This is a genomic window from Streptomyces iakyrus, from assembly GCF_000717055.1.
Taxonomy (GTDB): domain Bacteria; phylum Actinomycetota; class Actinomycetes; order Streptomycetales; family Streptomycetaceae; genus Streptomyces; species Streptomyces iakyrus.
The window spans coordinates 40,132-54,833 of the sequence record NZ_JNXI01000022.1 but is presented as its reverse complement, the minus strand read 5'-3'; the positions used below and the strand labels follow the sequence as shown (position 1 = coordinate 54,833).

Here is a 14,702-nt window from a genome sequence, read left to right as displayed (position 1 = left end):
ATTCGCTCGTTCTGCTGAACGTGCAGTCACAGGATGTCGCCCAGCGCCCCGCTCCTCCCTCCCCCACCGGTCTGGTCGTGGACGTCGAGCAGGCCGAGGCCGCGCTCGTCGAGCACTACCCGCGGCTCGTCCGGCTGGCCTACCTGGTGCTGCCGCCCCGGCTTGGCCGCAGTCGCCGCGTCCTGACCGCACACGCCCTCACCCAGCGGGCCCTCCCCCGCAACCGCACACCGGCCCCGGTGATCCCCGCCCAGTCCACCGGCCGGGACGGTGACCCCTGCTACGCCCTGATCCGTCTCCAGGTGCTGCGCGCGGCACTGGAGGCGGGGCTGCCACTGACGGCGAAGGCGTGGCCCAAGCGGTCCCAGCTGCCGCCGCTGCTGCCGCACGTGTGGGGCCTGAAGCTGTTCCCGCGCTCCGGCGGCGCCGACGAACTCGCCCTGGACCAACGGTTGTCCACCCTGTCGGGACCGGCCCGGGCCGTCTACGCGCTGCGCGGTCTGGAGCGGCTCACGGACGACGGGGTGTGCAAGGTCCTCGCCGAGGTGGGGGTCGCCGACCCGGAGGGCGCGGTGCTGGAGGCCGACGGGATCCCCGCCCAGTACGGGCTGCTGGACTCACCCGAGTTCGACCCGTGCTCGCTCCAGGCCCGCCCCACCGACCTGATGCGCCGCCGCCAGCACCTGAAGGCCGCGCTGGCCGCCGGTGCCGCCCTGCTGGTGTGCGGGGCGCTGCTCGGCCTGCCCGGTGACGGCTGGGGCCCCGAGGGCGCCGCGGCACCGCCGTACGCGCGCAACCCGGCCGCGCAGGCCGCCCTGGACCCCTCGAAGCTGACCCGGATGCCCCCGGCCGCCTGGCGCAGCTCGGCGCGCACCGACTTCTCCGTGTGGCCGGCCCGCGGCGACCTGACCGGCGACGAGGCCCTGCTACGGCGCGCCCTGGCCGTGTGGGCCCGCCCGGGTGAGACGGTCCAGGTGTCGGTGACCCCCGGCACCCTCTCCGGCGGCCCGGCCGGACCGCCCCAGCTGCTGTACGCGGGGACGGTCGACGCGGCGCGCGTGGTGATCCTCTACGACGGTCTGCGCATCGCCCGGTACGCCGAGCCGAAGGACGGCACGCAGGGCGCCGCCCTCGACTTCGCCCGGGTCGACGGGGCCGGCCGGGCCGAGGCGGGCGCGGTGGTCCTGGGCCGCTCCGACGGCAACGTCCGCTATCTGACGGCCCCTTGGGTGAAGAAGGCCGCCGAGCGGGACCTGATGAAGCCGCGCTCCGGCGCGATGGACCTCACGCTCACCGACGGTGTGACCACGCCCCTGGCCGGCCCGGCCCTGCGGTCCGGCCCCTGCACCTCGTGGAACGTGCTGCAGGTGACCGACGGCGCCAGGACGCGGCTGCTGACCGACCTCGGCGAACTCGTCCCGGCGCGGCTCACCACCGGGCGGCCGGGCTCACCGCGCGAGGTTTCCGGCGCCGCGGCGCTGCGCACCTGGCAGCCGTTCGCCTGCTCGCTGGGCACGGTGCGCTCGGCGGGGGTGCGGAGCGTCAACGCCTGGGCGTTCAACGAGCAGCCGCTGCCCGACGCGAGCGGCTCGGCGGCGTGGGTGTGCACCCGGGCCGAGACCTGGCGGGGCGGCGGGGCGCGGGTGCTGGCGCAGTTCCACACACCGGGCGCGGCGTACGGGGCCGCGGCGGCGAAGGCCGAGAACGTCCCGGCGTGCGGGGAGCGTGACCCGCACGTGCTGGCCGGGGTGCTGTGGAAGTCGAAGGCCGGCGACTGGTACCTGCTGGCGGCGGGAGGGCGGGAGACCGCGTCGATCCGGGCGACGGGCGGCGTGAACGGAGTACAGCAGGGCAGTCTGCTGACCGTGCCGGCCGAGCAGGGAGCGCAGGCTCAGCTCAAGGGCACCCTGAAGGACGGGCGTTCGCTGCGCGGGCTGCGCTGACACCGGCGGTTTCCGGGCCCGTGCGGTGAGGCCGGGGAAGCCCCGTGATCGATCCGGCCCGTTCGAGGCCGGAATCGATCGGTAAGGTGTTCGCATGACTATCGGGGTTCGCCGCAGAATGGGAGTCGAGGAGCGGCGGCAGCAGTTGATCGGCGTCGCCCTCGAACTGTTCAGCCGCCGCTCGCCCGACGAGGTCTCCATCGACGAGATAGCGTCGGCCGCGGGCATTTCACGCCCGTTGGTCTACCACTACTTCCCCGGCAAACTCAGCCTGTACGAGGCCGCGTTGCAGCGGGCCTCGGACGATCTGGCGGCCCGTTTCGTGGAGCCGCACGAGGGTCCGCTGGGGGCGCGACTGCTGCGCGTGATGCACCGCTACTTCGACTTCGTGGACGAGCACGGGCCCGGTTTCTCCGCCCTGATGCGCGGCGGTCCGGCGGTCGGCTCCTCGACGACCAACGCGCTCGTCGACTCCGTACGGCAGGCCGCGTATGTCCAGATCCTTTCGCACCTGGGCGTGACCGATCCGCCCGCGCGCCTCGAACTGGTCGTCCGTTCCTGGATCTCGCTCGCCGAGTCGACGGCGCTGCTCTGGCTGGACGGCCGGCGCATCCCGCGCGAGGAGCTGGAGCCCCAGCTCGTCAACGACTTCGCGGCGCTCGCCGCGGTCAGCGCCGCCTACGACGAGGAGATGGCCGCGCTGCTGCGCGACATCGTCAAGGACGAGCCGGCCGACGGCCCGTTCGCGCACCTGGCCGGCCGGCTCATCGCCCTGGCGAGCTGAGCCGGCTCAGCTCTCGAACTTCGCGTATGACGGGTCCAGGTCGCGGACCTCGGCGGAGGCGTGCAGCGCGCGCCCCCCGGCGGGCTTGAGGTGGGTCCGCAGCAGTTCCAGCGCGGCCTGGGTGAGCCGCTCCTTGGTCTCGTCGGTGCGGCCGGCGAGGAGCGCGATGTGGACGTGCACATGGGCGTGCCCCTCGGCCTCGGGGCCGACCACGATGTCCTCGGTCGGACGGAACCGGCTCTTGCACGCCGCCGGCTTGGCGGCCGCGATCTCGACCGTCGCCTCGTGCAGCGCCTTCGCGAAACCGGGCCGGTCGAAGTCGTCGGCGAGGTCGGCGGAATAGTCGACGGTGATCTGCGGCATCAGTACTCCTGTTCTGGGCGGCCAACGGGCTCACCCTAGCCGCAGGGCCAGCATCGCGATGTCGTCCTCGGGGTCGCGGCCGAAGCAGCCCAGCAGCACGTCGCAGAGGGTGTCGAGGCCGGGCGGGGCGTCGGCGGCGGCCGTGCGGAGCTGGTCCATGGAGGTCGTGACGGGGATGCCGCGGGTCTCGATGAGGCCGTCGGTGACCATGAGCAGGCGGTCGGTCCGGTGCAGACGGCACTCCGTCGCCGGGGGCCGCTCCAGGCCCAGTCCGAGCAGCGGACCGCAGGCGTCGGCGTACCGGGCGTCGCCTCCCGCGCGCAGGATCAGCGGCGGGATGTGGCCGGCGTTGGCGATGCGTACCCGCCCGCTGCCGGGGTCGACCAGGGCCAGGCACACGGTGGCCGTGACGTCGGGGTGGTACTCCTGGAGCATCCGGTCGAGCCGCGTGGCCAGCACGACCGGGTTGCTCTCGTCGACGCAGTAGGCGCGCAGGGCGTGGCGGATCTCGACCATGACGGTGGCCGCGTCCAGCGAGTGCCCGACGACGTCCCCGACGGCGGTGAGGATCCCCTCGCGGGTGCGCAGGGCGGCGTAGAAGTCGCCGCCGATCTCGGTCTGCTCGGAGGCGGGCACGTACCGGACGACGATGTCGACGCCGGGCAGGTGCGGCAGCTTGTGCGGCCGGGGCAGGAAGCTGCGCTGGAGGGTGAGGGCGACGTGCCGCTCCACCCGGTACATCAGCAGCGGTTCGGCGGCGAGCGCGGTGGCCTGGGCGAGGCGGGCGCGCAGCCCGTCGTCGGCGGGGTCGCCGACCGCCGTGCGCCGCACGGGCGTGGCGAGGCACACCGTCGTCCGGCCGTCCTGGGCCGTCGCCACGGTCACGCGGGCGTCCTCCTCGACGCCCGGCCGGAAGACCCCGGCCGGCCACAGCGGCGCGGGCACGACGGTGGTGTGCACGCCCGTGCGGCCCTCCGCGAGCCGGGTGACCAGCCGTGCCGCCGCCTGGTGGGCGTCGCCGTCCGCGTCCGCGGGGCGGCCCCGGGCCGTGCCGCGGTACGGCTCCCCGTCCGGGCCGACGACGAACACCACGGTGGGTGAGGCGGTGAGGCGTGCGGTGCCCTCGGCGGCCGCGGTGGCCAGTTCCCGCGGGCAGCGGGCCGCCTGCACGGTGATGACGGCCTCGGCCAGCAGCGTCAGCCGGTGCACGGCGGACTCGGCGCCCGTGGCGCGCCGGGCCCCGCGTACGGCGGCCCGGACGACGGCCTGGATCTCCCGTGGTTCGGCGGGCACGGTCAGGTAGGCGTCCCCGCCGGCGTCGAGCCCCCGGCACCGGTCGCCGGGTGCGGTCGCGGCGGCCGAGAAGTGCACGACGGGCAGTGCGGCCATGGGCGGCTGGGCCCGGACCCGGCGGCACAGTTCGAAGCCGCTCATGTCGGGCAGGCCCACGTCGACGAGGGCCACGTCGGGCAGGGTGCCGTCCCGCAGCCGTACGTCGAGTTCGACGAGTGCCTCGCTGCCGCTGGCGACGGGCACGACCCGGTGGCCGGCCCGTTGCAGCACCGCGCCCATGGCGTAGCGGCTGGCCGCGACGTCGTCCACGACCAGCACGGTGGTGCCGGAGCTGTGCTGCATGCCGCTGGCGTGCCTCTCGGGGCGCGTACGGGGGTGGGGCGGGCCGTGGATCACGGTCCGCCCCACCCAACGTAGTGCGCTATCCGGCGGCCCGGGTGAAGACGGCGACCGTGCGCCCCGGAACGGCGAAGGTTCCCGATCCGGCAGCGTAGGAGGCGGACTTGACGGTAGAGTCCGCCCCCGCCGCCTGGACCGGATGCAGCCGGTACCCCGCCTCGGCCAGTGCGGGCACGCGCTGCTCCTGCTTCTCCGGCGTGGCGTTGAAGACGACGACGAGGTCACCGAGCCGCATGGTGATCACGCCCGGCGTCTCGTCCGTGCCGGACAGCGGGAAGGACAGCCGGGACTGCACCTGTGCGGCCGTGCCGAGGGAGAAGTCCTTCTCGGTGCTCCGGATCCGCAGCAGGTCACGGTAGGCGGCCGAGGTGCCCTCGATCTGCTCGCAGCCCACCGTGACCTTGGTCAGCAAGGGCTTGGCGTACGGCCACTTGTCGGTGTTGTCCGCCGCCATGGGCAGGCCGCGGCCGAAGCCGTTGCCGTCCTCGCACCTCCAGTGGACGGCGTTGAACCAGTCGCCGCTGTCGTAGGAGTTGCGGTCCAGGGACTTGGAGCGCAGCAGGTCGGTGCCCGCCTGCGAGAGGGCCGGGCCCTGCGAGAGGGTGGCCGTCGCCATGGCCAGGACCTGCATCCGGGCCCGGTCGGCCGCGCTCGTCGAAGCGGGCAGCTTGAAGGCGAGCGCGTCGAACAGGGACTCGTTGTCGTGGGCGTCGGCGTAGGCGAGGGCGTCTCCGGGGGCGTCGGCGTACCCGGCGGGGGCGCCGTTGTAGTCGACCTCGGAGCCCTTGACCTCCTTGCCCGCGGTGTCGGTGAAGCGGTAGCCGGCGAGGTTGCCGGACAGGCCGACCTTGATGAGGTCCTGGTAGTGCAGCAGGCGGGCCTTCTGCTCGGCCTCGGTGCCGTTGTTCTTCGAGGAGTTCGGGTCGGTGTACAGACCGGACGCGAAGCCCTGGACGCCGGGGTCCTCGTCGAAGGGGCCGCCGCCGCGGACGGCGTCACGGGCCCGGTCGGAGAAGGTGGCGATGCCGGTGCCGGCCATGTTCTTCTGTGTGGCCTGGGTGAACCGGGCGTCGTCGGCGATCTCGCCGAAGTTCCAGCCCTCCCCGTAGAGGATGATCTTCTTGCCGTCGACGCCGTCCTTCGCGAGGGTCAGCGCGTCGAGGGCCCTCCGGACCGCGAGGATGTTGGCCTTCGGGTGGTGGCCCATGAGGTCGAAGCGGAAGCCGTCGACCTTGTACTCCTTGGCCCAGGTGACGACCGAGTCGACGACGAGTTTGCCCATCATGGCGTTCTCGGTGGCGGTGTTGGCGCAGCAGGTGCTGTTCGCGACCGAGCCGTCGGCGAGGAGCCGCTGGTAGTAGCCGGGCACGATGCGGTCCAGGACGGAGGTGTCCGCCTGGCCGCTCGCCGCGGTGTGGTTGTAGACGACGTCCATGACGACCCGCAGCCCGTCGTCGTTGAGGGCCCTCACCATCTTGCGGAACTCGACCGTGCGGGCGGTGCCGTCCGGGTCGGTGGCGTAGGAGCCTTCGGGGACCGTGTAGTGGAACGGGTCGTAGCCCCAGTTGTAGGCGTCCTTCGCGGCGATCTTCCCGACGCACTCCTGCTGCTGGTCGGAGTCGGCGGGGAAGGAGGCCAGGTCGCAGTCGGTCTTCGCCTGGTCGGCCTTCCTCTCCGGGATGGTGGCGATGTCGAACGCGGGCAGCAGGTGGACGTACGAGGTGCCCGCCTTCGCCAGTTCGCGCAGGTGCTTGCTGCCGTCACTGGCCTTGTCGGTGAAGGCCAGATAGGTGCCGGGGTGCTTCGCCGTGCGGTCCTCGACGGAGAAGTCGCGGATGTGCAGTTCCTGGATCTGCGCGTCCCGCAGCGGCACGGCCTTCGGCTTGGTGTACGCCGACCAGCCGGAGGGCTTGAGCGCCTTGTCGTCCAGGTCGACGACGAGGCTGCGCTTCGAGTCGGCGGTGAGAGCCAGGGCGTAGGGGTCGGTGACCTTGTTGGTGACGACCTTGCGGACGCTGGGGGCCCAGACCTTCACGACGTAGCGGTAGGGCTTGCCCTTCCAGGACTTCGGGCCGGTGACGGACCAGACGCCGGTGCCGGCGTCGCGCCGCATCGCGGTGGTGGAGTCACCGATCTCCAGGGACACCTGCTGGGCGGTCGGCGCCCACACGGACAGCGTGGGGCGGCCCTTGTCGAACGTGGGCCCGAGGTCGGCCTCGGTCGCACCGGAGTACAGGTCGTCGAGGACACCGGCGAGCTGGACGCCGGTCGCCGCGAGCACCGCTCCGTTCACCGCGTGCCGGGTGGCGACGACCTGCCCGCGCAGGGCCTCACGGACCCGGTCGCGGTCGCGCGGGTCGACGGTCCAGGCGTCGTACTCCTTCAGGTGCGGGAACTTCGCCTTCTGGGCGTCGGTCAGCTCGCTCTTCGACAGGCGCAGCCACTTGGCGTCACCGGTCAGGGCGCCGTCCTTCACCGCGATCGAGCCGTCGCGGGAGTACAGCAGCTGGGTGGAGGCGGCGGCGTCGGAGCCGTTCCAGGCGAGGGTGTCGCGGTCGATCCAGACGGCCTTGGAGGTGGTCAGGTCGAGGGCGGCCGCACTGCCCGCGGGCTGCGGGAGCAGGTACTTCTCCTGGCCGCTCACCAGCCACACCTCGTGGCCACCCGCCTTGAGGTCGAGGGACTGGTCGCTGGGCAGGTCCTTCTCGTCGCCCTTGTGCAGGATGTAGCTGAGGCTGGTGGCTCCGTCGGTGAGCGGTACCTCGAAGACTGCGCCATAGGAATCAGTCTTGACCGGTTGGAGGGGTTTCGACCACTCGGTGGGGTTGGCGGCGCCGGTCCAGACGTGCAGGCCCCAGCCGTCGTAGTTCCCGTCGGCCCGGTGGTAGTGCAGGACGGCCTTGCCCTTGTCGGGTGCCGGGTACTCCGGCCGTTCGGTGGTGACGGTGTCCTTGCCCTGCTCGATCCAGATCTCACCGGTCTTGGTGACGTCGATCGTGCGGTCGGTGGAGACGTCCTTGGTGCCGTCCTTGTCGATGACGAGGAAGCCGACGTTCGAGGCGCCGGGCTTGAGCTTGACCCAGGCGAAGGCGCCGTAGGCGTCCCGGCCGGTGAAGGGGTGGCTCTTCGGCCATTCGGTGGCCTCGCCCTCGGCGAGGTCGCCCCAGGCGTACAGGCCCCAGTCGGCGTAGTCGCCGTCCGCGCGCTTGTAGTGGACGATCGCGTAGTCGCGGGAGGAGGCGGTGGGCGGCTCGGGCGCCGGCGGGGTGCCGGTGGTGGAGGCGGCCAGGGCGCTCGCGGTGCGGCCGGCCGAGTCCACCACGACGGCCTTGTAGCGCAGGGCCGTGCCCGGTGCCACGTTCTTGCCGATGGTGTGGGTGACCTTGTAGGGGGCGTGGTCGGCGGAGCCGAGGACCCGCCACTTGCCGGTGCCGGTCTGGGCGGCGAAGACGACGCGGTTCAGCTGTCCGCCGTCCACGTCGGCCGTGACCTCGACGGTGCCCGTGGCACCCGCGGCCGGGGCCTTGAGGGTGATGGCGGGCGCGGTGGCGGGCTTGGCGAGCTTTCCGGCCGCCTTGAGGACGATCGCCGAGCCGGCCGGGACGGTGACCGTGAGCTTCTTGTCGCCGTCGCTCTTCGGGGAGGCGCTGGTGCCGTGGATGCCCTTGAAGGTCATGCCGGCCGAGCCGGCCGGGAAGGTCACGGTCTTCTTCTCGCCGGCGTTGTTGAAGGCGACGACGTACTCGGTGCCGGTCTTCGCGTCGGTGCGGGAGAAGGCGTAGACGCCCGGCCCGTCGGCCGCGTACCGCTGCTGCTGGACGCCGTCGGTGAGCGCGGGGTTTGCCTTGCGGAGCGCCGCGAGGGCGCTGATCTGCCGGTAGAGCGGCGCCTTGGTGTCGTAGGCGTCCTCGGCGTGGGTGCGGTCGGTGCCGATGCGGTCGTCGTCGAGGTAGTCGGCGGTGCGCGAGGCGAACATGGTCTGCCGGGCGTCCTTGTCGCCGCCCGGGCCGGTGAAGCCCTGCTCGTCGCCGTAGTAGACGACGGGGTTGCCGCGACTGAGGAACATCAGCTCGTTGGCGAGCTTGTCCTTGGCGAGGAGCTCGGCGTCGGTGGCCTTCGGGTCGTCCTGCTTCAGGAAGGACCCGATCCGGCCCATGTCGTGGTTGCCGAGGAAGGTGACCTGCTCGTACGCGTTGGCCTTGCCGGTCGTGTACTTGTAGTCGTCGCCGAAGACACCGGCGAGCTTCTGCGCGCTCGCGCCCTGCGAGGCGTACTGGCGGGCGGCCTCCTGGAAGGGGAAGTCGAGCGTGGCGTCGAGGCGGCCCTGGGTGACGTACGGGGAGGTGACGTTCGTGTCGGCCGAGTACACCTCGCCGAACATGAAGAAGTCGTCCCGGCCCTGCTTGGCCGCGTAGGCGTCGAGGGCCGTGGCCCACTGGGTCCAGAACTCCATGTTGACGTGCTTCACGGTGTCGATCCGGAAGCCGTCGACGTCGAAGTCCCGTACCCAGCGCTGGTAGATCTTCTCCATGCCGCGCACGACCTCGGGCCGCTCGGTCCACAGGTCGTCGAGCCCGGAGAAGTCACCGTGGGCGGAGCTCTCACCGGCGAAGGTGGAGTCGCCGCGGTTGTGGTACATGGTCGGGTCGTTGAGCCACGAGGGGACCTTGTCGTTCCTGGTGACCTTCGGCGTGCGCGGGAACGAGTCGTCGTCGACCTCCGGGAAGTCCCGCTTCCCGTCCGCGTAGTCCGCGTCGTCGAAGGGCCTGCCGTCCTTCGTCAGGTACGGGAACGCGCTCTTGGACAGGTAGTCGTAGGACTTCTCCTCGTAGTCGACGACGTCCGCGGTGTGGTTGGTGATGACGTCGAAGAAGACCTTCATGCCCTTGGCGTGGGCCTTGTCGATGAGGGTTTCCAGGTCCTTGTTGGTGCCGAAGTGCGGGTCGACCTGGGTGAAGTCCGTGATCCAGTAACCGTGGTAGCCGGCCGAGGCGTTGGCCCCGGTGCCCTGCACGGGCCGGTTCTTGAAGATCGGGGCCATCCACAGGGCTGTGGTGCCGAGGCCCTTGATGTAGTCGAGCTTCTTCGTCAGGCCCTTGAGGTCGCCGCCCTGGTAGAAGCCCTTGTCGGTGGGGTCGTAGCCGGTGGCGAGGCGGGAGCCGGTCAGGCCGCCCTTGTCGTTGCGCGGGTCGCCGTTGGCGAAACGGTCCGGCAGGACGAAGTAGAACTGCTCACGGGTGGCGTCGTGCCGGGCGGGCTCGGCGGCGAGCTTGGCGTCGGACGGGGGCGCCGGTGGGGTGGCCGCCCCGGCGGCGAGCGGCTGGACGAGCGCTGCGGCCAGCGCGGTGGCGGTGACCGCGGCGACCCGTCCGGTACGGGCAGTTCGGCGCCTTGCGGGCGCACGCCATCTCGGTATCACTGACGTGGACTCCTTGCATCGCGGCTCTCTCGGGTCCGACCCCGCGCGACCGTATCGCCGCCGAAACGCTTACAGCAAGAGTCTTGAAACCATTGGAAAGAACTTTCAACCACCGGACTTGAGCCGGAGGAGCGGCCCCGGTCGGCACAGGACGGCCGGGGCCGCGTACGGCGCCCGACTTCAGCAGCCGGACTTGCCCGCGTAGATCGCCAGAGCCGTGTTCGAACCGAGGGTCGCCGTGAACTGGCCGCTCGAATTCACCGTCACCGCCGTGTTGTTCTGCACGTTGCAGTACGTGCCCGCGGGCAGTGAGGTCTGGTAGGTCCGGCTCAGCGAACCCGGCTCGTGGTTGATCGCCACGAAGCCCTTGCTACCGCGCCCGAACGCGATCGCATCGCCGCCGTTGTCCCACCAGTTGGTGACGGCCTGGCCCCGGGTGGCGTTGCGGAAGCCGACCATGGACTTGATCTCCGGCCAGTTGTGCTGGCACTTCCAGCCGTCCTGCCAGCAGGCCTTCACCTGGCCGCCGTTCGGCGGGCCGGCGTCGTGGTCGGAGAACTCGTAGCCGGAGTTGATGTCCGGGGCGCCGTAGGGCCAGGCCAGCATGAAGACGTTGGCCAGGGTGTAGTTGGCGTTGTCCTTGTAGCTGAGGGTCGAGCCGTTGCGCTCGGTGTCGTGGTTGTCGACGAAGACGCCGGAGACACCGCTGCTCATGTAGCCCCAGCCCTCGCCGTAGTTCTTCAGGTAGGCGAGGTTCTCGTTGTTGAAGACGCGCTTGAGGTCGTAGGCGTAGCGGAACTCCTGGACGTCGCCGTTACTCGTGTATTCGGTGGGCTGGACCGCCTCGCCGGAGCCGTGGATGACCTCCTGCTTCCAGTACACCGACGGGCTGCTCAGCCGGGACTTGATGTTCGCCAGGTCGGCGGCGTCCATGTGCTTGGCCGCGTCGACGCGGAAGCCGTCGACGCCGAGGGAGAGCAGGTCGTTCATGTAGCCGGCGATCGCGCCGCGGACGTAGTTCTCGCCCGTGTCGAGGTCGGAGAGGCCGACCAGTTCGCAGTGCTGGACGTTCCAGCGGTCTCGGTAGTCGGTGATCTGGCCCGTGCAGTCGTCGAAGTCGGGCGCCGAGTACAGGCCGGGGTAGGTGTACTTCGAGTACGACGAGCCACCGGTGCCGGTGCCGCCGCCGGCCGCCATGTGGTTGATGACGGTGTCCACGACGACCTTCACACCGGCCGCGTGACACGTGTTCACCATGTTCTGGAAGGCCGTGCGGTCGCCGAGCCGGCCGGCGATCTTGTAGCTGACCGGCTGGTACGAGGTCCACCACTGCGGGCCCTGTATGTGCTCGGCGGGCGGGGAGACCTGGACGTAGCCGTATCCGGCGGGCCCGAGGGTGGTGGTGCACTCGCGGGCCACCGAGGCGAAGTTCCACTCGAAGAGGACGGCGGTGACGTCCTTGGTGCCAGGTGGGGAGGCCTGTGCAGCAGTCGGGGTCATGACAACCGCAGCCGCGGCGAGCGCGACGGCGGAAGCGAGGTATCTGCGTGCCATGTGGGGTTTCCTTCTTCGTTGAAGGTTCTTGCAGCAAGGTTCAGAAACCTTGCGGTGACGCAGATAGTAAGGGCCCGCCGCCCGAAAGGGCAGCGGGCCGTACGAAATTCAAAGGAAAATCAGGCGCGGTCCCCCGCGGTCGCGGTGGTCCACCACACCGTGGTGTCGGCCGGCACCTTCGCCTCGTCGTCGACCTCGACGATCTCTCCGCTCGCCACCAGCACCCGGCCGTACGCCGGCATCGCCACCGACTCGCCGGTGGTGTTGGCGACGCACACGAACTCCCCGCGCCGGAAGGCCAGCACGCCCTCGGGCGCCCGCAGCCACTCCACGGACGTGCCGGCGCCGAGGTCGGGCTGCTCGCGCCGCACACGGAGCGCGGCCCGGTACAGCTCCAGCGTCGAACCGGGCACGCCGGTCTGCGCCTCGACGCTCAGCTCACCCCACCCGTCGGGCTGCGGCAGCCAGCTGCCGCCGTCGCCGAAGCCGTACGAGGATCCCGTCCGGGTCCACGGGATCGGAACCCGGCAGCCGTCGCGGAAGCCGTCCTGGCCCGCGCCCCGGAAGTACGCCGGGTCCTGGCGCACCTCGTCCGGCAGGTCGACGACGTCGGGCAGCCCGAGCTCCTCGCCCTGGTAGACGTAGGCCGAGCCGGGCAGCGCCAGCATCAGCAGGCTCGCGGCCCGGGCCCTGCGCAGCCCGAGTGCGCGGTCGCCGGCCAGGCGGATCTGGGTGCCGAGCCCTGCCGGGTTGGCGAAGCGGGTGGCGTGCCGGGTGACGTCGTGGTTGGACAGCACCCAGGTGGCTGGGGCGCCGACCGGGCGCATGGCCTCCAGGGTGCGGTCGATGACCTCGCGCATCTCCTCGGCGTTCCAGTGGGTGCTGAGGTACTGGAAGTTGAAGGCCTGGTGCAGCTCGTCGGGGCGGACGTAGTGGGCGGTGCGCTCGATCGTCGGCGTCCAGGCCTCGGCGACGAAGATGCGCTCCCCCGCGTACTCGTCGAGGATGAGCCGCCACTGGCGGTAGATCTCGTGCACGCCCTCCTGGTCGAAGAACGGCATGACATCGTTGCCCAGCAGTTTCACCTGGTCGTGGGATCCAAGGTCGGGCAGCCCCTCGGCCTTCACCAGGCCGTGGGCGACGTCGATGCGGAAGCCGTCGACGCCCATGTCCAGCCAGAAGCGCAGGATGGAGCGGAACTCGTCGCCGACCGCCGGGTGCTCCCAGTTGAAGTCCGGCTGCTCGGGGGCGAAGAGGTGCAGGTACCACTCGCCGGGCGTGCCGTCGGGTTCGGTGACGCGGGTCCAGGCCGGGCCGCCGAAGATCGACTCCCAGTCGTTGGGCGGCAGTTCGCCGTTCTCGCCCTTGCCGGGGCGGAAGTGGTAACGGTCCCGCAGCGAGGAGCCCGGGCCCTCGGCGACGGCCCGCTTGAACCACTCGTGCTGGTCGGAGGAGTGGTTGGGCACCAGGTCGACGATGATGCGCAGGCCCAGCGTGTGGGCGTCGCGGATCAGCGCGTCGGCGTCCAGGAGGTTGCCGAACATGGGGTCGACGGCGCGGTAGTCGGCGACGTCGTAGCCGGCGTCGGCCTGCGGCGAGGCGTAGAAGGGGCTGAGCCACACGGCGTCCACGCCGAGGTCGCGCAGGTACGGCAGCCGGGTGCGGACACCCTCCAGGTCGCCCATGCCGTCGCCGTTGCTGTCGGCGAAGCTGCGCGGGTACACCTGGTAGATCACCGCGTCCCGCCACCAGTCGCGGCGCTTGGCGACGGCCGTGGCGGACGTGGGGGTGGGGGCAGGTGCAGCTGAGTGCTGGCTCATGTCGTCCTTGATGCGTAACAGAGGTGTGGTCATGTCGGTTCTGGGTGGGATGACGAGGTGGCCGCGGCACAGCGGGGTCGGATGGGCACCGCGGCCACCTCGGGCTTCTTGAGGGCGGATCGGCAGCATCCCGAGGGGCACGGAGAACTGCGCGACCAGCCACGATGGCGCCGTAGCCCGGCGACGGCCCGTCTCGGCTCCACCAGCGGAGCGTGCGTCACCCCTTCGTGCCGCCGGCGGTCAGCCCGGTCACCAGGTTCTTCTGCACGAGGTAGAAGAAGACGGCGGCCGGTATCGCGATCAGCACGGCCGTCGCGGCCATCAGGTTGCGCTGCGCGTCGTGTTCGCTGACGAACGTCTGCAGACCGACGGCGAACGTGTACTTGTCGTCGCTCAGCATGAACGTCGAGGCGAACGCGACCTCACCGAAGGCCGTGAGGAAGCTGTAGAAGGCCGCGACCGCGAGCCCGGGCTTGGCGAGCGGCAGGATGAGCCGCGCGAACGTGCCGAAGGGGGTCAGCCCGTCGACGCGCCCCGCCTCGTCGATCTCGAACGGGATGGTGTCGAAATAGCCCTTCATCAGCCAGGCGCAGTACGGCACGATCGTGGTGCAGTTGACAAGGATGAGACCAAGGTAGCTGTCGATGAGCTGCAGATCCGAGAGGATCTGGTACATCGGCACGATCAGTACCGCAATGGGGAACATCTGGGTGACCAGCAGCACCCACATCAGCTTGCGGTAGCCCGGGAAGCGCATGCGGGAGACCGCGTAGCCGGTGGAGGCGGCGACGACGACACCGATCAGCGTCGTGCCCAGCACGACGATCAGCGTGCTCTTCAGCCAGTCGAAGAAGCCGGTGTCCTGCAGGACGAACGCGTAGTTGTCGAGCGTGATCTTGCCCCAGATGCGCCCGGGGTGGAGGTAGTCGTCCTTGTCCGGTCCGAGGGACAGGAAGAACAGCCAGGCGACCGGGAAGAGCGCGGTCAGGCTCGCCACGATCAGCACGGCGTGCGAGGCGAGGGAGGCCGCGCGGCTCTGCTCTCCGCGCCGGCGGGTCCTGCCGGGGGCGCCCGCGGGGCGCCGCTCGCCCGCGGGGGCGGGGGTCTCGACGGTGGTCGTACTCATT

Annotated in this window: 8 protein-coding genes; 2 read left to right on the top strand and 6 right to left on the bottom strand. The window is 71.1% G+C overall.

All coding sequences use genetic code 11. The features are described 5' to 3' along the window. The first annotated feature begins 20 nt into the window (after nucleotides 1–20). Nucleotides 21–1,943 carry a hypothetical protein gene (locus OO68_RS31365; protein ID WP_033312572.1) on the top strand — a complete coding sequence of 641 codons (1,923 nt, stop codon included), beginning with the start codon at nucleotides 21–23 and terminating at the stop codon, nucleotides 1,941–1,943. 94 nt (nucleotides 1,944–2,037) lie between these two features. Further along, nucleotides 2,038–2,727 (top strand): TetR/AcrR family transcriptional regulator, encoded by a 690-nt coding sequence (locus OO68_RS31360; RefSeq protein WP_078625568.1) that lies wholly within the window; start codon nucleotides 2,038–2,040, stop codon nucleotides 2,725–2,727. 6 nt (nucleotides 2,728–2,733) lie between these two features. On the opposite strand, the gene OO68_RS31355 is transcribed toward OO68_RS31360, so the two are convergent. The 6 genes from OO68_RS31355 to OO68_RS31330 all read right to left on the bottom strand — a co-directional run bounded on the left by OO68_RS31355 (nucleotide 2,734) and on the right by OO68_RS31330 (nucleotide 14,701). After that, the gene (locus OO68_RS31355) at nucleotides 2,734–3,090 is read right to left on the bottom strand and encodes a 5-carboxymethyl-2-hydroxymuconate Delta-isomerase (protein WP_033312570.1); all 357 of its coding nucleotides are present in this window, start codon (nucleotides 3,088–3,090) and stop codon (nucleotides 2,734–2,736) included. Between the two features lie 30 nt (nucleotides 3,091–3,120). Next, nucleotides 3,121–4,725, bottom strand: a complete 1,605-nt coding sequence (locus OO68_RS31350; protein WP_033312569.1) for a fused response regulator/phosphatase — start codon at nucleotides 4,723–4,725, stop codon at nucleotides 3,121–3,123. Between the two features lie 79 nt (nucleotides 4,726–4,804). Beyond that, a complete protein-coding gene (pulA, locus tag OO68_RS31345; RefSeq protein WP_033312568.1) occupies nucleotides 4,805–10,201 on the bottom strand; it encodes a pullulanase-type alpha-1,6-glucosidase in 5,397 nt (1,798 codons plus the stop codon). A 180-nt stretch (nucleotides 10,202–10,381) separates the two neighbouring features. Further along, a complete protein-coding gene (locus OO68_RS31340; protein ID WP_033312567.1) occupies nucleotides 10,382–11,755 on the bottom strand; it encodes an alpha-amylase in 1,374 nt (457 codons plus the stop codon). A 119-nt stretch (nucleotides 11,756–11,874) separates the two neighbouring features. Then, the gene (locus OO68_RS31335) at nucleotides 11,875–13,575 is read right to left on the bottom strand and encodes a glycoside hydrolase family 13 protein (RefSeq protein ID WP_033312566.1); all 1,701 of its coding nucleotides are present in this window, start codon (nucleotides 13,573–13,575) and stop codon (nucleotides 11,875–11,877) included. Nucleotides 13,576–13,792: 217 nt separating this feature from the next. Continuing rightward, complete coding sequence (locus tag OO68_RS31330) at nucleotides 13,793–14,701, bottom strand: sugar ABC transporter permease (RefSeq protein ID WP_033312565.1); 909 nt, start codon at nucleotides 14,699–14,701, stop codon at nucleotides 13,793–13,795. Between the last annotated feature and the right edge of the window lies 1 nt (nucleotide 14,702).

What these genes read in the sequence shown, in the direction of transcription:
- OO68_RS31330 (WP_033312565.1), bottom strand. Translation starts at nt 14,701, where the DNA reads ATGAGTACGACCACCGTCGAGACCCCCGCCCCCGCGGGCGAGCGGCGC.
- OO68_RS31340 (WP_033312567.1), bottom strand. Translation starts at nt 11,755, where the DNA reads ATGGCACGCAGATACCTCGCTTCCGCCGTCGCGCTCGCCGCGGCTGCG.
- OO68_RS31335 (WP_033312566.1), bottom strand. Translation starts at nt 13,575, where the DNA reads ATGAGCCAGCACTCAGCTGCACCTGCCCCCACCCCCACGTCCGCCACG.
- OO68_RS31350 (WP_033312569.1), bottom strand. Translation starts at nt 4,725, where the DNA reads ATGCAGCACAGCTCCGGCACCACCGTGCTGGTCGTGGACGACGTCGCG.
- OO68_RS31355 (WP_033312570.1), bottom strand. Translation starts at nt 3,090, where the DNA reads ATGCCGCAGATCACCGTCGACTATTCCGCCGACCTCGCCGACGACTTC.
- OO68_RS31360 (WP_078625568.1), top strand. Translation starts at nt 2,038, where the DNA reads ATGACTATCGGGGTTCGCCGCAGAATGGGAGTCGAGGAGCGGCGGCAG.